A 26311-nucleotide genomic window follows, 5' to 3' on the forward strand; every position below is an offset into this window, starting at 1 on the left:
ATCGCATAATCCTTATGGGTTATACCATATCACACAGGTTCTTTTTTTATTCACGTGCGACTGAAAAAATAATCATAATTTTTTACGTAACCCTACGTATTTTGGTCACAAATATATATCTAAACTTGTTGAGTCTCAGTCTATTTATGTCAAATACCATAGAAATGTTCGGAATCACCATTCACAAGTTTTCGATGAATGAGTCTGTTGATGTATTGCAAGAGTGGCTTCAGTTTGGAGATAATTCTTGCAAATATGTAGTTACCCCGAATGTCGATCACATTGTGCAATTAGAAAAAAATCCAGCATTCCAGCAAGCCTATGCAAATGCAGCGATGACTGTTGCAGATGGAAAACCTGTAGTTCTGGCCTCTAAATTGCTTGGAAAACCATTACCTGAAACCGTGCCTGGTAGTGATCTTGTTCCGAATATATTTACCCGGTTTCAACAAAACAATCTCCCTTTGCGTGTTTATCTGCTGGGTGCCATGCCAGGAGTCGGTGAGGTTGCTGCTGCGAATATCAAGGCGCAATGGCCTGTCGTTGAAGTCGTTGGCATTCTAAGCCCTGATTTTGGTTTTGAAAAAGATAGTGCTTATTGTGATCGCATTTGCCAATCGGTAGCAGATGCAAAAGCAGATTTGCTAGTAATTGGCCTAGGTGCGCCAAAACAAGAAATATGGGTGAATAAATACGCGAATAAATTGCCAGTAAAAGTGGCGCTTTGCGTTGGTGCGACTATCGATTTTTTAGCTGGGAATAAACCCAGAGCGCCTATGTGGATGCGCAGATTTGGTCTGGAATGGATGCACAGAATGTGCTCGGAGCCCAAACGACTTGTTAAAAGATATATGGTTGGTGCGATTATTTATCCCAAGTTGTTTATGCGGGAATGGTTGAAAAGTAAGCCGCATCACTGAAATTTAGTATACAAAAATAGAAGGAGCCACTGTGAAAATTGCAATTGCTGGTACTGGTTATGTTGGTTTGTCATTGGCAGTATTATTAGCTCAAAAAAATGAAGTCGTTGCGCTGGATATCGTGCCAGAAAAGGTGGCACTACTGAATCAAAAACAATCGCCAATTGTTGATCGGGAAATAGAAGACTTTCTGGCCAACAAATCGCTCAATTTTAAAGCGACCACTGATAAGAACGAAGCATATAAAGACGCTGCATTTGTGGTGATAGCCACACCAACCGACTATGATGTCGAAACCAATTACTTCAATACCAAATCCGTAGAGGCCGTGATCAAGGATGTAATGGCGATCAATCCAAGTGCGGTTATGGTGATCAAATCAACGATTCCTGTGGGTTACACCGAAAAAATTCGTGCCGAACTTAATTGCGATAACCTAATTTTTTCACCGGAATTTTTACGGGAAGGTAAAGCACTTTACGACAATCTTTATCCATCGCGCATCGTTGTGGGAGAGGTCTCAGAACGTGCACAAACATTCGCTAATTTGCTGAAAGAAAACTGTCTCAAACCTGACGCCCCCATTTTATTGACTAATAGTTCAGAGGCGGAAGCGATCAAATTGTTTGCCAATACCTTTCTGGCGATGCGTGTGGCATATTTCAACGAGTTGGATACTTATGCAGAAACGCATAATTTGAATACACGCCAGATTATCGAAGGCGTCTGTATGGACCCGCGTATCGGTAATCATTACAACAATCCTTCTTTTGGTTACGGTGGCTACTGTTTGCCAAAGGACACAAAGCAACTGTTGGCAAACTACTCACAAGTTCCACAAAATCTGATTAACGCGATTGTGGATGCAAATACCACGCGTAAAGACTTTGTGGCCATGAGTGTTATCAAAAAGAATCCCAAAGTGGTTGGCATTTATCGCCTCATCATGAAAGCAGGGTCAGACAATTTCAGAGCCTCGTCCATTCAGGGAATTATGAAGCGGATTAAAGGTAAAGGGATTGAGGTAGTTGTCTATGAGCCAGTCCTGCAGGAATCCGAGTTTTTCAACTCTAAGGTAATCAGGGATCTAGAGCAGTTCAAACAAATGTCTGATGTGATCATTGCCAATCGACAAGCCAAAGAGCTCTCCGATGTGGTGGATAAGGTCTACACTCGCGATTTGTTCGGCAGCGATTAATCAATTCTGGATATTTCTATGCGCGTATTAGTCGTTGGTGGAGCTGGGTATATTGGCTCACATATGGTGAAAATGCTACTGGGTGCCGGGCACGAAGTGGTTACTTTGGATAATTTATCCAGTGGGCATCGAGATGCAGTACTGGGCGGTGTCTTTGTTGAAGGCGATTTGGCTGATAGCGATTGCTTGAACAACGTGTTCAAGCAATACACCCCTGACGCAGTCATGCATTTTGCTTCGTTTATACAAGTGGGTGAATCGGTACGCAAACCGGATATTTATTATCGTAACAATGTTACCAATACATTGAATTTGCTAGATGCCATGCGTGAGTTTGAGGTGAATAAATTTATTTTCTCCTCAACTGCCGCGGTCTTTGGTGAGCCTGATTATGTGCCGATTGACGAGGTGCATCCGAATCGGCCGTTGAATCCGTATGGTCGATCCAAGTTAATGATAGAGCAGGTGCTTGCTGATTATGATAAGGCTTTTGACTTGCGCTCGGTATGTCTACGTTATTTCAATGCTGCTGGCGCCGATCCAGACGGGCAGTTAGGCGAGCGCCACGACCCCGAGACGCATTTGATTCCCCTGATACTGCAAGCAGCCTCAGGGCGCAGGGAAAATATTCAGGTATTTGGGCGGGATTATGATACGCCAGATGGCACCTGCATTCGTGATTACATTCATATTGTCGATTTATGCTCCGCTCATCTTGCCGCGCTCGAACACCTGAACAATGATGGAGAGAGTGATCGCTTTAATCTTGGTAACGGTGAGGGATTCTCCGTGCAGGAAGTGATTACAGCGGCGCAGCAGGTGTCAGGGAGAGCAATTACCGTGATCAATGGTCCAAGGAGAGAGGGTGATCCAGCGAGACTGGTTGCTGACTCCACGAGAGCGAGAAGCACATTAATGTGGCGCCCTAAGTTTACAGACCTGGAGACAATTGTCGCCCATGCCTGGCAGTGGGAACTTAAACAGTTAAGTTAAAACGTTGAAAATTGGTATAAGGTTGAAAAGATGAAAATTGTTCCTGTGATTCTTTCAGGCGGCTCGGGTACACGTTTATGGCCGTTGTCGCGTGCAGTGTTACCTAAACAGCTATTGCCTCTGGTAAGTGAAAATACAATGCTACAGGAGACACTACTGCGGCTGGCTAGCTGGGCAGAAATTGAGTCACCTATTGTTGTATGTGGCAATGATCATCGTTTCTTGGTTGCTGAGCAATTAAGACAGGTCGGCTTGAATCCAGAAGCGATCGTCCTTGAGCCGATTGCAAGAAACACAGCGCCTGCTATTGCGGCCGCGTCGTTGATTTTGAAGGACACAGATGCGCTGATGCTGGTGTTGCCAGCTGATCATGTGATTACCGATGTTGCTGCTTTTGAAGCGGCAGTTCGTCGCGCCAGTGTGGCGGCCAGTATGGGCAAGCTGACCACTTTCGGCATTGAGCCCACACATCCCGAAACCGGTTATGGCTACATTCAATCAGGTGATGGCTTGGACGCCGCAGAAGGATGTTATACGGTTGCACGGTTCGTTGAGAAGCCTGACGCCGAAACGGCACAGCAGTATCTTGATGCCGGCAACTTTTACTGGAATAGTGGCATGTTTTTGTTTAAACCGGCCATTTTTCTCGCCGAGCTGAAACAACATGCCCCAGCTATGCTAGATGCAGTGACCACCGCTGTGGCTAATAGCTACAAGGACCTTGATTTTGTGCGCTTGCATGAAGCGTCATTTGCCAAATCTCCGTCAGATTCGATTGATTATGCGGTCATGGAGAAAACGCAGCTGGCAGCAGTCGTGCCAGCCAATATGGGGTGGAATGATGTTGGATCGTGGACCGCGCTGAAAGAGGTCCAGCCAAATGACGAATCAGGAAACGCAATTCGTGGCGATGTTTATCTCAGGAATGTCAAAAATACTCTGGTCCGTGCCGAGCATAGATTTGTAGCAGCGGTAGGGGTAGAGGATCTTGTGATCGTTGAGACAGGTGATGCCATTTTGGTGGCACACCGAGACTGTGCTCAAGATGTCAAAAATATTGTAGATCATCTCAAAGTTAGCGGTCGTACTGAGCACCATGTACATCCGCGCGTATATCGTCCATGGGGTTGGTACGAAGGCATTGATGTGGGGGAGCGATTCCAAGTAAAACGCATTATGGTCAAGCCTGGCGAAAAACTGTCTCTGCAAATGCATCACCATAGGGCCGAGCATTGGGTGGTGGTGAGTGGTTCTGCGATGATTACAGTGGATAATGTGACCAAGCTTTATACTGAAAACGAGTCTACATATATCCCTATTGGTTCTACCCATCGCTTGGAAAACCCCGGCAAGTTGCCATTACATCTGATTGAGGTGCAATCGGGAAGTTATCTTGGTGAAGACGATATCGTCCGCTTTGAGGATACGTATGGGCGCAATTGAGATGAATGCGCCTAAAACGCTGCAGCAGTTAATGCAGAAAAGTGGTGTCGCGTTTGGAACCAGTGGTGCCCGAGGTCTGGTCACAGCAATGACTGAAGAGGTATGTGCAGCTTACACGCAAGCTTTTGTGCAGGCGATGCAGCGCGAATATGTATTTAAAACAGTGGCCATAGCTACGGATCTTCGCCCTAGTAGTCCAGTGATTGCGCAATATTGCTCCAAGATGCTCTTCCAGTTGGGATTGGAAATCATATTCTGTGGTGCTATTCCAACACCTGCATTAGCGCTCTATGCGCAAAAACATAAAATCCCCGGAATCATGGTAACTGGTAGTCATATTCCGTTTGACCGCAATGGCCTCAAGTTTTATCGCCCCGATGGTGAAATAACCAAGGCAGATGAAGAAATAATGCTGGCCACCAGTGTTCTTCCTCTACAAGATTATAGTATCAGCCTGCCATTGCCGACACCTGATGCAAGAAGTGATTATTTAGAGCGATATGTAGACATGTTGGGCGCTGATGGGTTTAAGGGCTTGAGACTTGCGATCTACCAACACTCAAGTGTAGGTCGTGATCTGATGCAAGAGCTCTTTAGCATCTTGGGGGCTGAGGTTATTTGTCTTGAGAGATCGAATACCTTTGTTCCCATTGATACAGAGGCGGTTTCTGATGCAGATGTTCAGCGAGGAATAGATTGGGCAAAACAATACAACGTTAATGCCATCATCTCAACAGATGGAGATGGTGATAGACCGCTCATCGCCGATGAGCATGGAACTTGGCTGAGAGGCGATATTGTGGGGCTATTAACGGCTCAATGGCTCAATATTCGTCATCTAGCGGTCCCTGTAAGCTGTAACTCAGCGATTGAAGTGAGTAGATTCTTTGACCAAGTGATCAGAACGCGTATTGGATCACCCTATGTAATTGCTGGGATGGCGTTACTCCATGAACAGGGTAAGCAGCATATTGCTGGTTTTGAAGCAAATGGTGGTTTTTTACTGGGTTCTTCAGTAAACGCTTATCCGCACTTGGCGCCTTTGCCAACGCGTGATGCATTATTGCCTGTCATGTGTTTGTTGGCCGCTATGCAGAAATATAATAAACCGCTCTCTACAATAGTGGCAGGTTTGCCGTCCCGCTTCACCGCAAGTGACAGATTGCAGCAGTACCCGACAGAAAAAAGTAAGGAATTAATTGAGGATTGGTTTGAATTCCCAGAAAAATTGATGAGCCTTTTACAAATCGATGAAATGGTTATAAAAAAAGATATTACTGATGGATTAAGGTTAACCCTTACCTCAGGAAATGTCATTCATCTCAGACCATCAGGGAATGCGCCTGAGCTTCGATGTTATGCAGAATCCCATTCAATCCCTGCCGCTGTGAGATTAGTAAAGGCAGTACTAGAACGAATCTCAACTTTGTAAGAGTCTAACTTGTCCGAAAATAATATTCGATTGTCATATTTCTGACAAATTATTTTGCTAAGTTATGTAATAAAGCTGTAGAATATGCATCTATTTAGTGCATAACTGCTGATGTCAAGTTTATATTGGTGCAGCTTTGATATTAGGTAAATATAAAAAAAGATAAATCATTATAAAAAAATAAGTTAAATCAATGACTTGCGTCTTTTTTTGAGCTGGCCTATTTTTTGCTAGTTTTGTAATAATTCTTTCATAGTTTGAATTCGATGTGCCAAGCGATAAATTGCAGTCAGTAATTCAACCATATTAGTTTTTAAGTTGTTCAATTTTATTGTTTTTTTAAATAGAGGAGAGGTTATGAAAGCATCTCATGTATTAGGTCCAATTGCTCTTGCATTGACTTTGGCTTTTTCAGGTCACGCATCTGCAACGGTTGTCAACGTGACTCCCTTGGGCAATTTGAATAATGGTCCGGTATCAAATGCGTCGTTGTTACAAGTTGGTGCATTCTTTTTACCAGATGTTTACACATTCGATTTGACCTATGATTCAAATGTCACGGTTGACTTTAAAGCATTGCTGGGCATCAGTGCTGGTTCAAGCTTCAGTTTATACGACTCAGCAGATAACCTGATTTCCAGTTACTCCATTCCGTCTCTGATTGTAAATGCAACCACATCCTTGTCATTTATCGATATTGGTGCGGGCACTGGTTATCAGTTTAAATTTAACCCAGGTGCTTTTAATGTGACTCTTTCCAATAAGTTGACATTTAGTGCAACACCTGTAATTCCCGTTCCGGAACCAGAAAACAACGCTTTGATGTTGGCTGGCTTGGGTATTATTGGGCTGATCGCCCGCAGAAAATTTGTTTAATTTTTTGTGTCTGATAAAAAGCCGATTGCTATAGCAATCGGCTTTTTTATTGCTCCATCTCATTTTGCTTTTTATATGCGTAAGTGCTCGCAAATTCGTTGTGTGGCAGCTATGGTTTCTGCATTTGATGCAACAAGCGCCATTCGAATAAAGCCTCGTCCCGGATTGACGCCATGCGCTTCACGGGCAAGAAATGATCCAGGCAACACGGTGATATTCAGGTCTTGATAGAGCTGTTTGGCTACAGCAGTATCATCTTGCTCGGTATTGATCCACAGGTAAAATGCGGCATCAGGTAATTGCGTTTGCGGCCAGACAGTTTGCAAGCGTCGGGTAACGGCCGCAAATTTTTCACGGTAAAGTGCGCGGTTGTGTTGAACGTGCGCTTCGTCATTCCAGGCCACGATACTTGCAGCTTGTACGGCCGGATTCATAGCGCAGCCATGGTAAGTACGGTATAGCGCAAACTTTTCTACAATCTCTTCATCCCCTGCGACAAAGCCAGAGCGCATGCCAGGCACATTTGACCGTTTGGACAGTGAGCTGAACATGACAATGCGTTTAAACTCGCGACCAAGTTGATGCGCGGCTTGCAAGGCACCAACGGGCGGCTGCGCTTCATCAAAATAGATTTCCGAATAGCATTCGTCTGAGGCAATCACAAATCCGTATTGATCAGAGAGTTCAAACAGTGTTTTCCAGGCGGCAATGTCCATGACTTTGCCGGAAGGATTACCGGGACTGCAGACAAATACCAATTGCGTGCGCTTCAGCACGTCAGCAGGCACTTGTGTGAGATCCATCACAAAATCATTCTCGACGGTGGTATTGATAAAGTAGGGCTGGGCGCCTGCCAGAAATGCAGCACCTTCGTAAATCTGGTAAAACGGATTTGGCGAGATGACCACTGGCGCTTGTGAGCCCGTGTTGTCTATCATCGCTTGCGCAAAGGCGAATAATGCTTCGCGGCTGCCATTAACCGGCAAGATGGCTTTATCGATATTGAGTGCCGGGATCTGGTAGCGGCGCTGTAGCCATTGATTGATGGCTTCACGCAAGGCCGCTACGCCGATTGTGGTAGGATAGCTGGCCAGTCCACTCAGGTTGTTCGCCAGTGCTTCAGAAATGATGGCTGGCGTGGCGTGCTTGGGCTCACCGATAGACAGGTTAACGTGGCTATACTCAGGATTCGGCGTCAGTCCTTGAAACAAGTCGCGCAGACGTTGAAAAGGGTAGGGCTGGAGAAGATTTAAATGTGGATTCATAGGTGTGTATTATAAGTGACGCTTTCGCATAAACAAAAAGCTTCGCAGCAAAAAAAGTGGGCATCTTTGGCCCTGGTGTATGGCGCCTTGTGCTGGGGCGTGATTTGGTACCCTTACCGCCTGCTGAATGAGGTCGGTCTGTCTGGCGTGCAATCCAGCGTACTGAGTTATTTCGTGGCCTTGGTAATTGGTATGCTGCTGTTCTGGCGGCGGTCAGCGTATATCTCGCAGATTCCTTTTTCAGCTTATGGCTTAAGTCTGGTGGCGGGCTGGACCAATCTCGCTTATGTGCTGGCGGTGATTGATGGGGAAGTCATGCGGGTTATGTTGCTGTTTTATCTTTCGCCATTGTGGACGCTGCTGTTGGCCAGAATCTGGTTGCATGAGCCCTGGCATCTGCCGCAACTGGCGGCGATAGGCTTGTCTTTGCTTGGTGCGACCTTGATGCTGACAGACGGCCTATGGATTTGGCCGTGGCCACAATCCACCTCAGATTGGTTAGCGTTATCCGCCGGCATTGGTTTTTCGCTGACCAATGTGATTACCCGTTACTCCACCCACCTCTCAGTTGCGGCAAAAGGCATGCTGGTGTGGCTGGGCGTATTTGGCTTATCTATGTTGGTATTACTCTGGCTCAATGGGGTGAATGGCTTTGCATTTATCACGGATGTGACACCCATGATGGGGCTTTGGTTGGTGTTGATCGCATTGCTACTGGTTTCTGCCACCTTGCTTGTCCAGTATGGCGTCACCAAAATCCCGGCCATTCAAGCCTCAGTGTTATTTATGACCGAGTTGATTGTAGCCGCTATCGCCGCCTACTTTTTGGCACATGAAACGATGTCTGTGACAGAAATGATGGGCGGCCTCTGTATTATTGCCGCTGGCGTACTATCAGTCGTCACCGCGGAGACGGAAGATTCAGCCGCTGGATAAAAGCAATTGCTGATACGCCTGCTCAAGCTGGCGGCAGAAGCTGTCCGGGCTAAACAGGCGATTGGCATGCTGTTGCAAGCGTGCTTTGATGGCGGCTAATGCTGCTGGCGTTTGTGCCAGCATGATCGCACGTTGCTCCAAAGCCTGCCAATCCTGGCAAATACACTCCTCCAAGCCGAGTTTTTTGAGCAAACTTGTGCTGACGCGTGCCGGGAAGGTGCTGCCTTGCACGGTAAGCAGAGGAATGCCTTGCCACAGCGCGTCACTAGCAGTGGTATGGGCATTGTAGGGTGCGGTGTCCAGCATTAAATCTGCATGCTGCTGCCTGGCGATGTGTTGCTCGATACTGGTGCGCGGCGCGAAAATCAAACGATCAGCAGCGACGCCCAGTGCCATGGCGGCGTTTGTCAAATGCTTGGCTGCCCAGACATTGCCTTCGAGCAGCCACAATACGCTGCCTGATACCTGTTTTAAAATCCGCATCCAGCAGGCAAACACCTCAGGCGTAATCTTGAAACTCTGGTTAAAGCAGCAGAACACAAAGCCTTGCGCTGGCAAACCATGTGAGTGGCGGCTACCTGCGTCTGTAGTGGGTCGACGTGCATTATTCGGTTGATAGCAGGGCAATATGATCGCTTTCTCCGCCAAGGCCACTTCTGCCAAGATTTCATCCACGATAATCGCATCGTATAGCGGTACCCCATTAAGCATGCCCATGCTGCCGGGATACCCCAACCAGTTGACGTGCTTGCGCGCCGGTTTATAAGCGGCGACGCCACTGCGACTGCGTTGAGTAAAGCCGGTTAAGTCTACCAGCAGGTCAATCTCCGCTGCGCGCATATGCTGCGCCACCGCTTCGTCTGTCATGTTGCTGATTTCCAGCCACTGATCTGCGGCCGCATGAAAAGCGTGCCATTCGGCAGACTGATCATTGTGGCTATTACTATATAACAGTATTTCAAACTGCTCGCGATGGTGTGCAGCGATGACCTCAGTGACCAAATAAGCCAGGGGGTGTTTACGAAAATCCGAGGATAGATAAGCCACTTTGATGCGCGCACCTGCTGATTTGGCCGCTGGCGCAGCCAGTGGTTGGATGTGCGCGTAATGTTGTTGCGCCCAACGGCTGGCACAGGCTAACTGCTCCTGATCCGTGGTGCCTGGCATGGCCAGAAAGGCAAATGGCGGGATTTGTGCCTGAGGCAGCGCCTGTAACGCGTGACGCACCTCTGCAATGGCTTGCTCAAGCCCTTGCCAGTCAGCCATATGCTGTTTTTGATGGATCCAATGCACCTTTGCGTGCAGCAGTTTGGGATTTAATTGCAGGGCACGCGCATAGGAAGCCACTGCCAAGTCCAGCTGGCCTTGCTCACGGTAGGCATTGCCCAGATTGTTATGGCATTCCGAATCTTGCGGATCCAGTTGCAATGATTGCTGGTAGTGCTGGATGGCGAGCGCGATTTGCCCAAGTTTGCGCAGGCTATTGGCCAGATTAAAATGCACATCGGCCTGCTGCTTGTCTTTTGCCAGTGAACGCCTGAAAAAGGTGGCTGCCAAAGTTTCATCTCCGCGCAGGCTGGCCACATTACCGAGTTGCATCAATATCTGCGGATGTTCTGGCACCAGTTGCAGGGCGTGCTGAAAAGCCCTTTCCGCCGTATTGGCTTGCTTGGTTTGCAAGTAATACCGTCCCAGCTCGTAATGCAGTTCCGGGTCATCTGGCGTGCGGCTAAGCTGCTGCTGAAGTTTGGCTAGCTGATCAGTCATGTTTTCTCTTGCTCACTAAACGGCTGTAGCAATGGCTTCCAGCCGGCCTGTTTAAACAATAACCGTTGCGGATGCAGACCTAGCCAAAAAGTATCCTCAGAGAGTTGTGGCAAGGCATAGCCAAAGTCTTGCAGCATGCGTCTGGCTAGTATGGCTGCACAATAAGGGGCCGTCATCAGGCCTTTGCTACCGTGCGCTGCATGTACATACAACCCTTGTGCAGCGGGCAAGTCAGCGAAGCTGCTGACGGACGCATGACTGTCCATCAAGTCTTGTAACGGCAAAAGCGGACCCACATAGGGTAAATAATCCGGCGAGCCACAGCGTAGCGAAGCCCGTGCCGAGATCACGGCCGTGTGCGCCACTGGACCAAATTGTGAGCTAAGCGTGCTCACCATATGAAGATTTTGCTCGCTATCTTCAGCACGCACGCTGGTATCCGTCTCGCCTGGTGCAAAGGTGGCCCCCATGGCATGTGTTCCTTGATGCGCTGGGGTTAGATAGCCATCCCCACACAAGATGGTACGCAAGGGTTGCATCGCCGGTTGCGCGGCAATCACCCCCATTTGTCCACGCACCGGATTGAGCCACATCCCACTCTCAGGAATTAAAGCTGCCGCTTCAGCCGCATTACACACCACCACGGCATCAAACGTGCCCAAGGGGCTGCTATCACTGAATAGCTGCCAGCCGGAAGAAATGCGTGAAAGCTTGTCGACCGCCTGCGCTAAATGCAGCCTAATTTTTGGCTGCTTCACCAGCTGCTGGCAAGCCCGCACCGGATTGACCCAGGCCCCGTGCGGGAAATATAAGCACTCATGGCCAATCTGAACGCCCGCGCATTCGCTGGCTGCTGCTGCCGTCATTTTGTGGAGCAGTGGCGTATCGACGCCTAGCTGTTCATAGCGGGCGGCAACTTTTTGCACGCGTTTATGTTCACGTGGGCTGCCACCAAGTTGTAATAACCCGACGCTCTGGAAGCCGTCGTCGCCCAGATTGAGCTGCGCATAATGCCGCAGGCTATAACTATAGCTACGCCAGGCGAGCTGGTCATTCATCGGTTTTTCGGCATTGAGCCTGGGATAGAGCATGCCTCTGGGATTGCCAGAGGCCCCCGTAGCGACTTGCGCCGCATGCTCAAACAAATGCACTTCACAGCCGAGCGACGCCAATTGATTGGCCGTGCTGCAGCCCGCAATGCCTGCACCTATGATGGCCACTTTAGGCAGCGGGTTGATCGCTGGTGCCGTCGTCGTGGGCCAATTTCCACATAACATTTCACGCTTGTTGCCAAAGCCTTTAGTTTTTTGGACTGCAAATCCGGCCGCTTGCAAGCCGCGCTTGACCACGCCCGCACTGGTAAAGGTGGCAAACGTAGTGCCTGCGTGCGCACAGGTGGCCATGCTTGCAAATAAATAAGGTTGCCACATTTGCGGGTTTTTGGCCGGCGCAAAGCCATCGAGAAACCAGGCATCTGCCTTCAAGGAGAGCTGTGGCAAATAATGCGCACTGTCCCCGATAAACAAGGTCAGGCTGGCCGAGAAGGAAGGTAGCTCAAGCTGGTTAATGCCTGGTTGTAACAAGTGATATTGTGCGCAGAGTGCCGCGCTTGCTTCGGCCAGTTCTGGAAAATGCGCATGCGCGGTTCGCAAATCCTGCAAGGTGAAGGGCGCAATTTCGACGCTGACAAAATGCAGGTGGGCGTGAGCAGGGGCGGTGTCACGCCAGAGCTTGAGAGTCGCCAGAAAATTGAGGCCGCTGCCAAAGCCCGTCTCTACAATGACAAAATGACTCGCTGTGTCGGCCGGGAGCTGCTGCCAGCGTTCAGCCAAATGGTTATGCTGCAAAAACACATAACGGGTTTCTGCCAGCCCATGCTGCGGATGCTCGGGACTGACAGAAAAATAAACATCATCGAATTGGGGGGAGTAGGGCAGGCCATTGCGCCACTCCAAGACTGCATGTGTACTCATGCCGCCAAGTTTATCATGGCCGGAGCATGCGCTGCTTTAGGCCACGCGCTTAAGCTGACGATAACCAGGTTTGGCCAAAAGCAAATGCACGTCGCCCAGCGCGCATTCTGCAAAGCCACCCTCGCAGTAACTCAGGTAAAAATCCCACATGCGAATAAAGGTCTCGCTATAGCCCAGCCGCTGTATGGCATCGATATTGGCAAAAAAGTTTTCCCGCCATAGACGCAAGGTGGTGGCATAGTCCAGGCCAATATCCTGCAAGTCCACCAGCCGCAAGTCGCTGGCGCGGGTCATGCTTGCCAGCATGGCAGTGTTCGATGGAATATTCGAGCCTGGAAAAATATAGCGCTGGATAAAATCCACGGAGCGGATGGCACTGTCATAACGCTGATCCGCAATTGTAATAGCCTGAATCAATGCAACACCGTTGGGCTTCAATAACTGGCTGACTTTGTTGAAATACGTGTCGTAGTATTGATGACCGACCGCTTCTATCATTTCGATTGAAACCAGTTTGTCGTATTGCCCATGCAGATGACGGTAATCCTGCTTGAGCAGCGTGATGCGGTCTTGCAGTCCTGCTTCCGCGATTCTGCTTTGAGCCAACGCATATTGTTGCTGCGAAATGGTGGTGGTGGTCACATGGCAACCATAGTGCTTGGCCGCATAGATGGCGAAGCCGCCCCATCCCGTACCAATCTCAATCACGCGATCGTTTGCGCTAAGCTGTAATTTCTCACAAATAACCTGTAACTTACGCTCAGAAGCCGCTTGTAAACTAGCGGGTTCCGTGTCAAACATGGCAGAGGAATACATCATGGTCGGGTCCAGAAATAACTGGAACAAGTCATTACCGAGATCATAGTGCGCGGCAATATTCTTTTTGCTGCCTGCCTCGCTGTTGCTATTGAGCCAGTGAAACAGTTTGAGCACGGGCTTGCTTAGCCATTGATAGCCGCCTTCCAGTGTGTCCATGACAGATTGGTTAAGCACCATCAGGCGGATCACATCTGTTAATGTGTCTGCTTGCCAGTAGCCCAGCATATACGCCTCCCCCGCACCAATGCTGCCGCCAAATGCAATTTCTCCATAAAAACGCGCATCAAGCACGGTAATGCTGGCTTGAATCTGGTCTGGTTGTGCCTGGCCAAACACATGCGTTTCTGTACCATCCACAAGCGTAAGTTGGCCAATCTGCAGTCCTGACAAGCGTTTGAGCACCTGCGATTTGGCCAGTTGCGCTACCCATTTGGCGCGGCTTTTGGCCTTGAGCGGTTTGGTCAGGGTGTCCGTTGGCAAGGATGAAGGGCTGGGAAGGGTATTCATAGTATTCAATTCAGCGTCAGGTATTTTGATCAGGATGGGGATAGAACGGCACTTTTTTGAGCCAAAGCCGCAAGGCTTGCCAATAAATCGCGGCAATCACTTTCAGTGTCATCCACGGGTACTGCCATAACAGGCGATTCAAAGTAGCCGCCTGCCAGGGCTGTCTGTGTAATTTCAAGGTGGCAAAAAACATGGACTGTTGATCTCGCCAGTTTTGCATATGCACGTTGAGGACTTCCGCCGGCAATGAAAATTGCCATTGATACTGGATATCCATAGGCATAAATGGCGAAACATGAAAGTCTTTTTTGAGACTGAATACACCATTCTCGGCCGTATTCATGGCATGCACATAAGCAAACCGTTCTTTCCATGGAGTATTGGTAATGTGGCTCACAATCGCTTGTAACTGGCCTTGCTCATCGTGGCAGTAATAAAAACTCACGGGATTAAAGCAAATGCCCCAGTAACGGCAATGCGTCAGCAAGCCGATGCGGCCTAGTGGACGCTGCCCGGTTTCCTGTTCAACCAGGTTACGCACGCTGACATCTAGCGGCTCATGGCTGGGGCCCAGATAATCCTGGCGCCGAAAATAAGCCAGATTTGGTTTAAGATAAGACCATAAGCGATTGTTTTCAAATAGCTTTGGCAATTCATCCAGATCCAGATACAACATAAACAGCTGGTAGCGAAAACCATGCAGGGTTGGCTGCAGCCGCTGATGGCTCACCCAACCTGTATAAATGGCACTTTGCAAACTATCTGTTTGCAATGCTGCAGGAGGACTCATAAATGCATCGCCTGAAAATGTTGTATGGCCGCCAGAGCACTGACCACACCGTCCTCGTGAAAACCGTTGCGCCAGTAGGCGCCTGCATAGCCAGTCCGGTGTTTGCCACTAATCTCGGCATGGCGGGCTTGCGCCTGGGCGCCTGCAAGCGTGTACAAAGGATGGCGGTAGTGCAGCTTTTTAATCACCTTGTCTGGCGCGATGGCATCGGTGTAGTTCAAGGTAACAAGTAAAGGCTCGCTGGACTGGATGCCTTGCAGGATGTTCATGTTATAGGTGACCTGCACCTTGCCTGTCGCTTGCGCCGTAACGTGGTAGTTCCACGCCGCCCAGGCTAGCTTGCGTTGCGGCATCAGACGGGCATCCGTATGCAGATATACCGTGTTGTCCTGATAAGGAATGGCGCCTAGGATGTCGCGCTCGGCCGTTGTGGCCTCAGCGCCCAATATCTGCAAGGCTTCATCACTGTGGCAGGCAAAAAAGACAAAATCAAACCGCTGTGATTGCCCGTTTTGCGTGGTCACGGTAACGCCCTGTGCATCGCGTTGCACAGCCTGCACTGCTGCATTGAGCTGGATACGGTCACGATAGCCGGCAGTGATTTTTTCCAGATAGCGCGCAGAACCGCCGACGATGGTGCGCCACTGCGGCCGCTGGTCTACCGTGAGCATGCCGTGATGGTGAAAAAAGCGCACAAAGAAGCGGGCAGGGAACTGCAACATCTGTTCGGCATCAGTTGACCAGATCGCGGCCCCCATAGGCACGATGTAGTCGCGGATGAATTGGCTTGAATATCCCTGCTGTTTTAAATAGTCACCCAGCGGAATTTCATCGCCTGCAGCGAGCAGGGCCAGTGAGGTTTTGTTAAAGCGCAAGATATCCAGAATCATGCGGTAAAACGCTGGAGACAGTAAGTTGCGGCGCTGGGCAAACAGACTGTTTAACGTCGTACCGTTATATTCCAGCCCGCTGACTTCGTTGCGCACGCTAAAGCTCATATTGCTGTCACGCCAGACGACACCCGTTTCACGCAAAATGCGCTCAAACTCAGGATAGGTTTTATCGTTAAATACAATAAAGCCAGTATCTACCGCATGCTTCTGGCCACCAACCGTCACCTCATGTGTGTGCGTATGGCCACCGATGTAGTCGTTAGCTTCAAACAGGGTGATGTCATGCTGCTGATGCAAATAATAGGCAAGGGTATTACCAGCGATACCGCCGCCGATAATGGCAATCTTCAATCCCATTACAGCGGCCTTTCCTGATGATGCTGATCACGCACCTCAACCGGTACTTGCTTTAAATTCCAGATCAACCCCAATGCAGCCAGTATTCTCAGTCCGTAATAGGTCAAATCAATCTCCCACCAGTAAAAACCTTGTTTGACCGAACCCGGAAAATGATGATGATTGTTGTGCCAGCCTTCACCCAGCGTCAGCAGGGCAATCAGCCAGTTATTGCGACTGTGGTCGCGCGTGGCATAACGGCGGCTACCCCAGACATGCGCCAAGGAGTTGACACAAAAGGTGGCGTGATAAAGCGCCACGGTGGACACCACAAAGCCCCACACCAGTAACTGCCAGCCGTTGGTTTGTAATTGTGGCACATAATGTGCCAGGGCAGTCCCCAGTAAAAAGATGCCTAAAGCCAGAGCGAGCGGCACCAGGCTGTCAAAACGGTCCAACCAGCAGAGTTCACGAAAACGCGTCAATTCACGCACACGCTCTAATTGCGTCTTGAAATTGGCATGGCTCAGAAACCAGCCTAAATGACTCCACAGCAAGCCATGCTGGTGTGGGGAATGGATATCTTGCGGCTGATCTGCATGCACATGATGACTGCGGTGGTGGGCGGCCCACCACAAAGGACCGCGCTGTACTGCAGTGGCTCCAATCAAGGCAAATAAGAACTGTCCAGCGCGCGAGGTTTGAAAGGTCTTGTGGGCAAAATAGCGGTGATAAAAGCCGGTAATCGCAAACATGCGGATCAAATAAAGCCCGATGGCAAAGGCCACCGCAAAAGGACTCCAGCCCACCCAATATAAAGCGATGAGGGCAAGATGCAGGCCAACAAACGGCAGCACCCGCCACCAGTCTATGCTCTCCGCATGCGCACTGGCTGGCGGCTGGTAGCGCTGGTTATCCAGCCAGCCAATGAGCCGCCATAGCAGCCCGGTGATTCTGTGTTGCATGATTCGTCCTCTCTCAAATACGCGTCGCCTGTTGCGCGTATGGTGATGTTTGTTTGATCAACAACTCACCCTTTTATTGTGGTTGATGCTTGAAAACCTCTAGCTTGCTGGTGTCGTAGCCCATGGCCCGGATTCTAGCGACCAGTTGTTCATAGCTGGCCTGATCCAGCGTTGGTTTCCTCGACATCAGCCAGACATAATCACGTTTGTTACGCGCAATGATCGTATGCTGGTAATCCTGATCCAGGTAAGCAATCAGGTATTCTGATTTGAACGGCCACACAAACTGCATGCGCCACTCGGCATTGCCAGTGCCCGGCACAATAAAACCCGTCGGGTGATAGACTTTAAGTGGGCCTGTAAAACTGCCCTGATTAAAGGTGAAAGTAGTGGCAATACTGCCATCCGAAGTCTTTTCATAGCGCTCAACCGGATTGTAAGGATCCTTTTCAATGAAGGTCGGGATCGCTGCTATCACATACCAGTCGCCCATAAAACGGTCCAAATCCACTTGCTCAACCGTTTTAATCGGAGGCAAGCTTTGGCAAGCGGTCAGAGAAAAAATACCCATTATACAAATCACTTTAAATAATTTATTCAACATATTGATTAAATAAGTTTATATTTAATTTTATAGCCTTCTGGCGTAATCGACTCCAACGCCACCCACTGCTGTTGCTGATCGTACCAAAGCGTAATTTTCAGTTTGTCTTTGCCCTTTAAACGGCCATTGAGCCGATATTGATGGGTGAGGGTGGTCTGACCTTTCACCTCTATAGTTTTGCTGCCTTCATCCGTGACAGTCACATCCAGATATTCTGCATTTTGTGGGTTAAGTAAACGGGATTGCTTGAGTATTTCGGGATTCCAGTAAGCAAAGGTCATGATACAGCCTGGCAGGGTTTGCGTACTGCCATTTTTCTCAAGTACAAACTGATTATTTTGTATCGCCCCTTTGACGTCGGTGATTTCTTTATTTTCCTCGGTGTGTGCCGTCAGTTGAGACAGGCAGTTGCCTTGCCACTGTTCATCGGCCTGGTGCTGGTAGCGATAGGCATTAATAAACAGCACTTTGACCTTGAAATTGGCGCGGCTTTGCAATTGGTTCTGATCCAGGCTAAAGGTGTGCGTCCCAATTTTTTGCTGGTCCAGGTAGACCTCAAATGACCAGTCCTGCGCCTGTAGGGGAATAGCGAATAACAGCGCCAGGCCAGTTAAAGTGCATCTCGTGATAACCTTAATTCTCATTTTTCAGCTCTCTTGGGGATCCCGGGAATAAATGCATTGGTATTTTTGACATATTCGGCATACCCGGGACGACGGCTGTGGATAGTCTGCTCCATCAAACTCACACCACTGACTTTTAACAGCAAGAACGTCATCAAAAGCGGAGACACCCAAACCCAATAGCTCGCTGATGACGCCGCCAACAGTGCAAATCCCCACCAGATCAGACACTCGCCAAAGTAGTTTGGGTGGCGGCTGTAGCGCCATAAACCAGTATTCAGTACCTGGGTTTGATGTCCGGCGGAAGCCCTGAATCGTGTGAGCTGTAAGTCCGCCACCACCTCCCAATATAGACCGAGCACAAATAACAATACACCGGCCAGGTCCAGCCAATTCAAGGCAGCAGTGCTTGAGATGGCCGCGAACAGTGGATAAGAAATGATCCAGGCCAGCAGCGCCTGAAAAGCGAACACAATGTAAAGGCTTTTCAACCAGAAATAAGGCTCATTGTTTTTGCGTATCGTGTCATATCGATGATCTTCTTTGCCCCAGTTGCGCCAGGTTAAAAAAATACTCAACCTTAGCGACCATAAGGTCACTGCGAACAGCACCAGGCAGGCTCGTAATGAAAGGTCTTGCAGGAATATGGCGGTGACATAGGCCGTGATGGCAAAGAACAGGCTCCACATGCTATCCACATGGCTGTAGTGTTTGGTGATAAAACTTAAGAACCAGCCGCAAAGTGCAAACAACACAATCGCGATCAGCGCGTAGTAATAAATCATGTTTGCTCCAAAGCGAGAGACTGGTTAAAGCGATGACGTAACCACAGCATGAGTGGTAACAGAGTGGCCCATTCAAAGGCAAACCAGGCCAGGCTATAAAGGCCTGGTAATTGAATGGCCCCCACACTTTCAGCCCCTAAATAAGCAAGGGGGCCGAACACTGCCCCCAGCATGAACGCCAAGGCATATTTATGTTGTAACCAGCGCATGCTGACGTTCAGCGTGGTGGCAAAGGCAAGCCATAAGGCCAACATCCAGAGCGGGATGTAGGCCAACCACTGCGTATGGTTTTCAAATAGGATCCATTGCAACTTATATGCAAATTGGTCTGCCACTGCGCCAATCACTGCCGTCAATAAGAGCGGCAACGTTTGCGCCCAACCCTCGACCAGCGATAAATGCAGCAGGGTATAGAGCAACACCGCAGCGAAAACGGCTGTACTCAAGCCGGGTTTAGCGGACAATACGCACAGCCACCAGATCACTTGAAAAGAAATAAAATTAAATATAATCAATTTCTTATTGGTCATATTTAATCTTTCAGATTATCGTTTGGCAAATAAATAGTGGCTGACCCACCAGGTCTGGCCATGGTTGTAACCGAACAGTTCTGCGCAGGCCATGAAAAAAATCCGCCAACGTTGACGCCACATTTCTGCATCGGCCTGCCCATAGATAGACGCCAGGACAGGGGTCAGTGCCTGATGGTTTTTGTCCATCAGTTGCAGCCAGGCATTCGCCGTTTTTTCATAATGCGTGCCGTCCCAGCGCCATTTGTCTACCAGTTTCAAATCATCCTGAAAATACAGCGGCAAATCATCACTAGGCATCATGCCACCACTAAAGAAATACTGGCTCATCCAATCATCTTCCGCTTTGACATCAAAAGCATAAGGGGTGTAGCGGTGGACAAAAATATGCTTGAAAAACAAACCACCCGGCTTCAGCCAGCGCGCCACTTTGCCATAGAGCACTTGGTAGTTGCGCATGTGTTCAAACATTTCAACCGAAACAATGCGGTCGTAAGTTTGCTCGGTATCAAACACATTCATGTCTGCAGTGATGATATGAATGTTTGACAGGCCACGCGCTTTTGCCTGACTCATAATATATTCACGCTGCGAAGCGGAGTTTGAGACCCCCGTAATCTGCGCCTGCGGATAATGGCTGGCCATCCATAGCGTCAGCGAACCCCAGCCGCACCCCAGCTCTAAAATATGTTGACCATCCTGCAACTGGGCATGTGCACAGGTTTGCGTAAGCGCCAGTTGCTCGGCTTCATCAAGCGTACGTGTGTCCGGCAACCAGAAACAGCTACTGTATTTGCGATTGCGACCTAAACAATATTGATAAAAATTGGCAGGTACTTCGTAATGCTGTGCATTGGCTTTTTCAGGCAGTGGCGCGATCTCTGCCTGAGCCATTGCCTGCACAAACTGGACCAGACTTGACTGCGCTTGCTCACAATCCTGTTCAGAAATTTCTTCCAGCCTTGATTTGCACAAGCGCTGAATGCCTTTACGGATCAAAGCATCAGAGAGGTAGCCTTTTTCAGCCAATTTTAAGGCAAATGTTACAGGTGAAGTCATGATGATAATTATTGTATTAACTAAATGATCCTAGTATAAGTCCATTCGTCCTTCCGATTAGTTTCATGGATAGAAAACTTTTTATCACATCCAAAATTTAGGTGAATGTTGCTGGAGTTTACAGAGGGATATGCTGAACTCGTTGCCGGATAAGTTTTAGGTGTATACTAACCTGTATAGTTAAAAATATAGCCGGGGTTATCATCATGCAAAACAACACTTCGACGGTATGTGCTGTAGTGACACTTTCTGTCATGCTTTTGGCTTGTTCGCATGCCAGCAAACCAGAAAAAACGGCTTCCGCCAATGTCGATTGGCCAAGTTATGGCTTGAATCTGAAGGCGCAGCGTTACTCTGCCTTGTCTCAAATCAACCAGAAAAACGTTCACCAGCTTGCGCTCGCCTGGAAAGTGGAAACCGGTGTAAAAGCCACGTTTCAAGCCACTCCGATTGTGGTCAATGGCGTCATGTATGTCAGTTTGCCCTACAACCATGTGTTGGCGCTGGATGCGGCGACGGGTCAACAGCTATGGAAATACACGCACGACCGCAAACCAGACTGGCCGATGTGCTGCGGTCCAGCCAACCGTGGCGTAGCCGTGGCAGAAGGCAAAGTGTTTATTGGTACAGTGGATGCCAGGCTGATTGCATTGGATGCCAAAACGGGCGCAAAGCAGTGGGATATTGATGTCGCCGCTAATCAGGTGAGCACCGAGCACCAGGACGCCTTAAGTGGTGATGACCCCAATAAAACCCGCAAAGTGACAGGGGGCACCGGGGTAGGCATTGCGATGGCCCCGGTTGTTTACAATCATAAGGTCATGATCGGCATTACCGGTGTCGGCTATGGCTTGCACATTGACAATCCACGCAGTGATGCGCCTTTGGGCGCGGTGATCGGCGTCACTGGCCGTTATGGCCGTCCAGGCTTTTTGGCGGCTTATGACGTGAATGATGGTCATCAGGTCTGGCAGTTTGATACGATCCCCAAGCAGGGTTGGGAAGGGCAGTTTGTGACTAAAACGGCCGATGGCAATCAGTTTCACAGAGACACGGCGGCTGAACGGGCAGCACTCAAAGACTACCCTGACGCCGCAAAATTTGGTGGGGGCTCAGCCTGGAGTACACCTGCCATTGATACCGCAACCAATACCCTATACTTTGGCACAGGCAATCCCTCACCTCAAATGAACGATATTTCGCGCCCAGGCGATAACTTATATACAGTTTCTTTAGTGGCGCTCGATACCGAAACCGGTCAATACAAATGGCATTATCAACAAGTCCCTCACGATCTTTGGGGCTATGATCTGGCAAGCCCACCAGTCCTGTTTGACTATCAATACCATGGCAAGACTATTCCTGCCGTGGGGCAGGCCAGTAAAATGGGCTGGTTTTACATTCACGACCGCAACACTGGTCAGTTCTTGGCCAAGTCAGCCCCATTTGTGCCACAACACAATTTATTTGCCAAGCCAAGTCAAGAAGGCACTGTCATCTACCCAGGCATTTTAGGTGGTGCCAACTGGTCACCTGTCAGCCTCGATGAAAAACATCAGAAAGTTTATGTGGCTGCAATGCATAGCCCGATCAAATATACCGTTCACGAAACCACAGTGAATCCGGGCGAAAAACCTATTCGCTATGCGGCCAGTGAACCCACAGACGACCCTAGATGGGGCGTACTCAGTGCAATTAATCTTACTGATGGCAATATTTTATGGCAGCGAAAAACGAATCAACCGCTGATCGGTGGTGTACTAGCGACAGACGGCGGGTTATTGTTTTGTGGAGAAGGAGAGGGGAAGTTTGCTGCGTACAGCAATATGACTGGTGACTTGCTATGGCAATATCAATCTGAGTATGGTGTAAATGCCCCTCCAATCAGTTATGAAGTGAATAACGAACAATATATCGCTATTGTTAGTGGGGGCAATTCGTTATTTGGATTCAAGCAAGGGGATAGGATTTACGTTTTCAAACTTAACTCAATCAAATAGTTGTTATTCCCCAATAATAAGCACCCCCTAAAAGTCTTTCTTTTGTACAATGAATACTTTATATTGATTAAATGTATTTCTAGTTAGCTAGAAGATAAGTGATTAGTCATAATGGACTATTGAGCCAGATGTGCAAGATATGAATAATCACTAGAATAAATTTTGTTTAATTCTGGAGAAGTCATGTTTAAGTCGTTTTTTAAGTTGTCATTACTCGCCATTGCAATCGCTGCATCCACTTCAGTTGCGCAAGCACAAGATTTTGGCCCATACACATCCAGTCAAAGTCTTGATTTCACTCGGTTGAAAGCTGATGCAGACTTTATTAAGAACTCTGGCTCAATCTCAACTCGTGGCGCTTACTTTGACGACACTTATCAAATTAACCTGTTACAAGTGTCTGATTTTTCATACAACATATCTGAAATTACGACTGCTGATGATGTTAAGTATGATGTTACTTTCTTGAATTTTGGTTTTTATGACATTAATGGTGCTGCTGTTACCACATTTACAAATCTAGCCGCAGGAACATACTTCCTGACAGCGAGTGGTAAACTGGCAGGCACTGATGGCGGCGATTTCAACGTAAGTTTCAATATTACTCCGGTAGCCTCAGTACCAGAAGCTGATTCCTACGCATTAATGTTAGCTGGCTTGGGATTGGTTGGTATGATTAGTCGTCGTAGAAGCAAATAAATTAACTGCTTTGAGAAGGAGAGTTTTATGAAACATGCTAAATACTTTATTGCTGCCTCTTTTTTTTGTTCATCTGTTGCTAGTGCAGCATTCTCTGTTTCTGATGCTGACCTTGTAAATCCAAACAGCAATAACTCCTTCTCGACTGCACAATCAGCTTTTACCCTGACAGCAGGTAATAACTACACTATTACTGGGAATATCACCAGCAATGACATCGATTACTACAAAGTCATTATCGAGCCATCTAGTTCATTGATAATGAATATTAAGCTTAGCGCGCCCAATATGAACCCAGGACTAGGCTTATACGATGTCGGAGGTAATTTATTGTCTTACGACACTGAGACAGGTGGGACTCAATTTGCGGCAATACTAAATTATGTATTAGATCCTGGTACATATTTTATTTCAGCAGAACGTTCGGTCTTTAATAGCCCAAACTTCGCTTACTCTATTACTATTGGTATCCTTGGTGTTAATCCTGTCCCGGAACCTGAGTCTCTAAGTTTATTGGTATTTGGTATAGGTATACTCGGATTAATTTCTCGACGCAGATCACGGTAATTCAACTTTTCGTTTATCAATGCAAAGGGCTCGCTGAGCCCTTTTTCTATAAGTAATATAGTTGCAGGACCTCCAACATCAGTTTGCTTTCGACTGAGTCGACTTACTAATTTTTAATTGGTAGGGCAATCGGGGATCAGCGCCAGCATGCATATTTAAGCGCTAAATCTAGCAAATCATTCCCACATTTATTTCCACAGAAAGCACTAATCATCTGGTTAACACTACCTGAAAGAAAGCTTTCCTCTTATTCAATAATTTAACATAATATACATTATGCGAAACTAAATAAAGAATCACGTTTCTCAATGAAAACTAAGACGTCAACTCGCTTATCCAAGTATAAGTCTTCGGTTGCTTTAAGTTTGCAAAAACAATTTTTACATTATCTTACAAAGTGCTAGTATTAGCTTTCAAACAAGAAAAAGGGAGGAAACATGAAAGAAGAAAAACAAATTGAAAAAGTGCAGACGCAACTCACCCTGCTCTGGTGCTTAAAAATCGGGGAATTCTTAGGCACCATTGATCAGCAGAAACTTATCCATCAGTTAAACTTGAAACCTATTGTCCTCAGAAGATGGTTATTGGGTAAGATGGTCGTCCCTAGCACTATCATTTATCAAGTAAAACAACTGGCCTATGCACCGCCACGTACACGCAAATGTAGAAAATTACGCATGACTGCGTGTGGTGAACAAAATTTAGCTTCGTTGAAGGTAAGGTGTGAATGGAAGATCCGCTTTTTTGATGAGATGAATAAGCGAGCAAAGTACAAGTTTTGTAAGAAATTAAAGCGGATCATTTAATTCACAGAGTAAATCCAATGAATGGCAATTGAAAAATTTACCTGCTTTTTACACCATTTATTCAGTCTTCAATCCTTTTTAAGCTGCGTTAGCATCAATATCCTATTGTTGGAGATGCTACATGCAGCTTTTGCCTACACAGGAAATGGTGAAAAAAATATCTGACTCCTGGTCGTTTGTAAGCGGTTCCGCTTTCAACTTCAAGGAAAGTCAGCGCTATACATTTCACAATCATGACAACCTCATGGCGGTTGTTCTTCCACTTTATATTGACCAATTACCGCAACATGAGTCGATTGCGATTGGTTTGATATTAGATGATGCTGAGGCACACAAAATCGCATCTCATATGTTTGGCTTATCTTCTGACGAATTATCCGATGAGGATGTTAAAGATGCCAAAAAGGAAACATGCAATATCATGGGGGGCGGCTTGATTGTAGATGAGCACAGTGAATTGGGCCTACCCAAAGAGATTCCTTTAGAAGAGTTCTTTGAACTCCAAAAAACGGCAACATTTAGCCGTTTATTTGTAAGCGATAAACCAAACGAAGACCTGGTGAATCTGGTGATCTTCGATGTAAATAATCATAAGTTTTCAGGGGTATTTTCATTATGAGCACAATGACGGGTGAAGCAGCCAAATTCTTGATTGTGGATGACAGTCGCGCAATACAAAGCATTATCAAACGTGCGATTGAAGGGTGTAATTATCCAAAGCTCGAAATTCAAACTGCGACAGATGCTGAAGCTGCGATGAATATTCTTGAGGGCTATCGCCCTGACTTGATTATTACTGACTGGCACATGCATAAAATCAGTGGCCTTGAATTTTGTCAGCATGTCTGCCAAACATACGGGAAAAAAATCCCAATTGGCTTTGTGACCACGGAATCTGCCGCCGAAAAAATCGATCAGGCTTATCAAAGTGGTGCAAGATTTGTAATTAACAAACCCTTCCAAGACACTGATTTAAGATCAAAAATATTGGAAATCATTCCAGTGGGCGGAATCACTGAGCAGCCTGCGGCTATCCCAGAGAATCTCGCGACTAGCCATCAAATGCTCTCAAGCATGCTGAAGGGTCAGGCTTTTACGCTAGAGCCCTGCCCTCCACTGGGCTTAACGGATTTGACTGAAAACAATTTCATTGGATTGTTTGGCGAAAACGGGAAAACACCCCCCGTCAATGCGCTTGCTATCATGGAAATGAACGCTGTAGGCCTGTTGTGGGCGTTGAATAATGAAAAACCCGAAATGCTTAAAACCATACTCGCCAGTGGTGGCGCCAGTAACGACCAACTAGATGAAGCGAGAAGGTTCATGGATGAGTTTGGTGCGGGTATGTCAATTGGACATAAAAATGGTCCATTGAAGCTGGCTAGATCAAGTATAGTCAGTCGACAATTTCCCCGCCTTGAGATGTCGTTGAAGAGCAATGCTGGCCGTATGGATTATCGAATCCATGTACCAGAAATCGGGACAGGATTTATTACTTATATCAAACTCCTGTAAGGAGAATAGG

At 47.7% G+C, this 26311-nt stretch carries 25 protein-coding genes; 13 read left to right on the forward strand and 12 right to left on the reverse strand.

Going from position 1 to position 26311, the window contains the following annotated elements; genetic code table 11:
• Nucleotides 1–146: 146 nt before the first annotated feature.
• From GOC95_RS01125 to GOC95_RS01150, 6 genes are all read left to right on the forward strand, one after another.
• Nucleotides 147–920, forward strand: a complete 774-nt coding sequence (locus tag GOC95_RS01125; RefSeq protein WP_275355132.1) for a WecB/TagA/CpsF family glycosyltransferase — start codon at nt 147–149, stop codon at nt 918–920.
• Nucleotides 921–951: 31 nt separating this feature from the next.
• On the forward strand, nt 952–2118 hold the full coding sequence (locus GOC95_RS01130; RefSeq protein WP_275355133.1) for a nucleotide sugar dehydrogenase: 1167 nt from the start codon (nt 952–954) through the stop codon (nt 2116–2118).
• Nucleotides 2119–2136: 18 nt separating this feature from the next.
• Entirely contained in the window at nt 2137–3111 is a 975-nt protein-coding gene (galE, locus tag GOC95_RS01135; RefSeq protein WP_275355134.1) for a UDP-glucose 4-epimerase GalE, read from the forward strand.
• Between the two features lie 30 nt (nt 3112–3141).
• Complete coding sequence (locus GOC95_RS01140) at nt 3142–4554, forward strand: mannose-1-phosphate guanylyltransferase/mannose-6-phosphate isomerase (protein ID WP_275355135.1); 1413 nt, start codon at nt 3142–3144, stop codon at nt 4552–4554.
• Nucleotides 4541–5986: a phosphomannomutase gene (locus tag GOC95_RS01145; RefSeq protein ID WP_275355137.1), complete on the forward strand. Its 1446-nt coding sequence runs from the start codon at nt 4541–4543 to the stop codon at nt 5984–5986. The genes GOC95_RS01140 and GOC95_RS01145 overlap by 14 nt, the downstream gene beginning before the upstream one ends.
• A 357-nt stretch (nt 5987–6343) precedes the next feature.
• Nucleotides 6344–6862 (forward strand): PEP-CTERM sorting domain-containing protein, encoded by a 519-nt coding sequence (locus GOC95_RS01150; RefSeq protein WP_275355138.1) that lies wholly within the window; start codon nt 6344–6346, stop codon nt 6860–6862.
• Nucleotides 6863–6933: 71 nt separating this feature from the next.
• Here GOC95_RS01150 and dapC read toward each other — a convergent pair whose 3' ends face one another.
• Nucleotides 6934–8127 (reverse strand): succinyldiaminopimelate transaminase, encoded by a 1194-nt coding sequence (gene dapC / locus GOC95_RS01155; protein WP_275355140.1) that lies wholly within the window; start codon nt 8125–8127, stop codon nt 6934–6936.
• A gap of 15 nt (nt 8128–8142) precedes the next feature.
• Between dapC and GOC95_RS01160 the strand changes: the two genes are divergently transcribed.
• Complete coding sequence (locus GOC95_RS01160) at nt 8143–9063, forward strand: DMT family transporter (protein WP_275355142.1); 921 nt, start codon at nt 8143–8145, stop codon at nt 9061–9063.
• On the opposite strand, the gene GOC95_RS01165 is transcribed toward GOC95_RS01160, so the two are convergent.
• From GOC95_RS01165 to GOC95_RS01215, 11 genes are all read right to left on the reverse strand, one after another.
• On the reverse strand, nt 9049–10830 hold the full coding sequence (locus tag GOC95_RS01165; protein WP_275355144.1) for a tetratricopeptide repeat protein: 1782 nt from the start codon (nt 10828–10830) through the stop codon (nt 9049–9051). The genes GOC95_RS01160 and GOC95_RS01165 overlap by 15 nt on opposite strands.
• Nucleotides 10827–12803: a bifunctional tRNA (5-methylaminomethyl-2-thiouridine)(34)-methyltransferase MnmD/FAD-dependent 5-carboxymethylaminomethyl-2-thiouridine(34) oxidoreductase MnmC gene (mnmC, locus tag GOC95_RS01170; RefSeq protein ID WP_275355145.1), complete on the reverse strand. Its 1977-nt coding sequence runs from the start codon at nt 12801–12803 to the stop codon at nt 10827–10829. Before mnmC ends, GOC95_RS01165 begins: the two co-directional genes overlap by 4 nt.
• A 36-nt stretch (nt 12804–12839) precedes the next feature.
• Entirely contained in the window at nt 12840–14129 is a 1290-nt protein-coding gene (locus GOC95_RS01175) for a cyclopropane-fatty-acyl-phospholipid synthase family protein (RefSeq protein WP_194746775.1), read from the reverse strand.
• A 16-nt stretch (nt 14130–14145) separates the two neighbouring features.
• Nucleotides 14146–14919 carry a DUF1365 domain-containing protein gene (locus GOC95_RS01180; RefSeq protein ID WP_275355148.1) on the reverse strand — a complete coding sequence of 258 codons (774 nt, stop codon included), beginning with the start codon at nt 14917–14919 and terminating at the stop codon, nt 14146–14148.
• The gene (locus GOC95_RS01185; protein ID WP_275356371.1) at nt 14916–16163 is read right to left on the reverse strand and encodes an FAD-dependent oxidoreductase; all 1248 of its coding nucleotides are present in this window, start codon (nt 16161–16163) and stop codon (nt 14916–14918) included. Before GOC95_RS01185 ends, GOC95_RS01180 begins: the two co-directional genes overlap by 4 nt.
• 5 nt (nt 16164–16168) lie before the next feature.
• On the reverse strand, nt 16169–17113 hold the full coding sequence (locus tag GOC95_RS01190; protein WP_275355150.1) for an acyl-CoA desaturase: 945 nt from the start codon (nt 17111–17113) through the stop codon (nt 16169–16171).
• A 73-nt stretch (nt 17114–17186) separates the two neighbouring features.
• Complete coding sequence (locus GOC95_RS01195; protein WP_275355152.1) at nt 17187–17684, reverse strand: lipocalin family protein; 498 nt, start codon at nt 17682–17684, stop codon at nt 17187–17189.
• A gap of 38 nt (nt 17685–17722) precedes the next feature.
• Nucleotides 17723–18361: a DUF6134 family protein gene (locus GOC95_RS01200; RefSeq protein WP_275355154.1), complete on the reverse strand. Its 639-nt coding sequence runs from the start codon at nt 18359–18361 to the stop codon at nt 17723–17725.
• Nucleotides 18358–19125 (reverse strand): DUF1295 domain-containing protein, encoded by a 768-nt coding sequence (locus GOC95_RS01205; protein WP_275355156.1) that lies wholly within the window; start codon nt 19123–19125, stop codon nt 18358–18360. Before GOC95_RS01205 ends, GOC95_RS01200 begins: the two co-directional genes overlap by 4 nt.
• Nucleotides 19122–19655: a DUF2878 domain-containing protein gene (locus GOC95_RS01210; protein WP_275355157.1), complete on the reverse strand. Its 534-nt coding sequence runs from the start codon at nt 19653–19655 to the stop codon at nt 19122–19124. Before GOC95_RS01210 ends, GOC95_RS01205 begins: the two co-directional genes overlap by 4 nt.
• Nucleotides 19656–19670: 15 nt before the next feature.
• The gene (locus GOC95_RS01215) at nt 19671–20714 is read right to left on the reverse strand and encodes a cyclopropane-fatty-acyl-phospholipid synthase family protein (RefSeq protein ID WP_275355158.1); all 1044 of its coding nucleotides are present in this window, start codon (nt 20712–20714) and stop codon (nt 19671–19673) included.
• Between the two features lie 206 nt (nt 20715–20920).
• On the opposite strand from GOC95_RS01215, the gene GOC95_RS01220 reads away from it, so the two are divergent.
• The 6 genes from GOC95_RS01220 (at nt 20921) to GOC95_RS01245 (ending at nt 26301) form a co-directional block, all read left to right on the forward strand.
• Entirely contained in the window at nt 20921–22714 is a 1794-nt protein-coding gene (locus GOC95_RS01220; RefSeq protein WP_275355160.1) for a PQQ-binding-like beta-propeller repeat protein, read from the forward strand.
• Between the two features lie 183 nt (nt 22715–22897).
• Nucleotides 22898–23413 (forward strand): FxDxF family PEP-CTERM protein, encoded by a 516-nt coding sequence (locus tag GOC95_RS01225; RefSeq protein ID WP_275355161.1) that lies wholly within the window; start codon nt 22898–22900, stop codon nt 23411–23413.
• A 27-nt stretch (nt 23414–23440) separates the two neighbouring features.
• Nucleotides 23441–23980 (forward strand): FxDxF family PEP-CTERM protein, encoded by a 540-nt coding sequence (locus tag GOC95_RS01230; RefSeq protein WP_275355162.1) that lies wholly within the window; start codon nt 23441–23443, stop codon nt 23978–23980.
• A gap of 437 nt (nt 23981–24417) precedes the next feature.
• A complete protein-coding gene (locus GOC95_RS01235) occupies nt 24418–24786 on the forward strand; it encodes a hypothetical protein (RefSeq protein ID WP_275355163.1) in 369 nt (122 codons plus the stop codon).
• 121 nt (nt 24787–24907) lie between these two features.
• Nucleotides 24908–25405 carry a hypothetical protein gene (locus GOC95_RS01240; protein WP_194746764.1) on the forward strand — a complete coding sequence of 166 codons (498 nt, stop codon included), beginning with the start codon at nt 24908–24910 and terminating at the stop codon, nt 25403–25405.
• Nucleotides 25402–26301 carry a response regulator gene (locus tag GOC95_RS01245; RefSeq protein WP_275355165.1) on the forward strand — a complete coding sequence of 300 codons (900 nt, stop codon included), beginning with the start codon at nt 25402–25404 and terminating at the stop codon, nt 26299–26301. The genes GOC95_RS01240 and GOC95_RS01245 overlap by 4 nt, the downstream gene beginning before the upstream one ends.
• Nucleotides 26302–26311: the final 10 nt, after the last annotated feature.

The organism is Methylophilus sp. YYY-1 (genome assembly GCF_029132825.1).
Lineage (GTDB): Bacteria > Pseudomonadota > Gammaproteobacteria > Burkholderiales > Methylophilaceae > Methylophilus > Methylophilus glucosoxydans.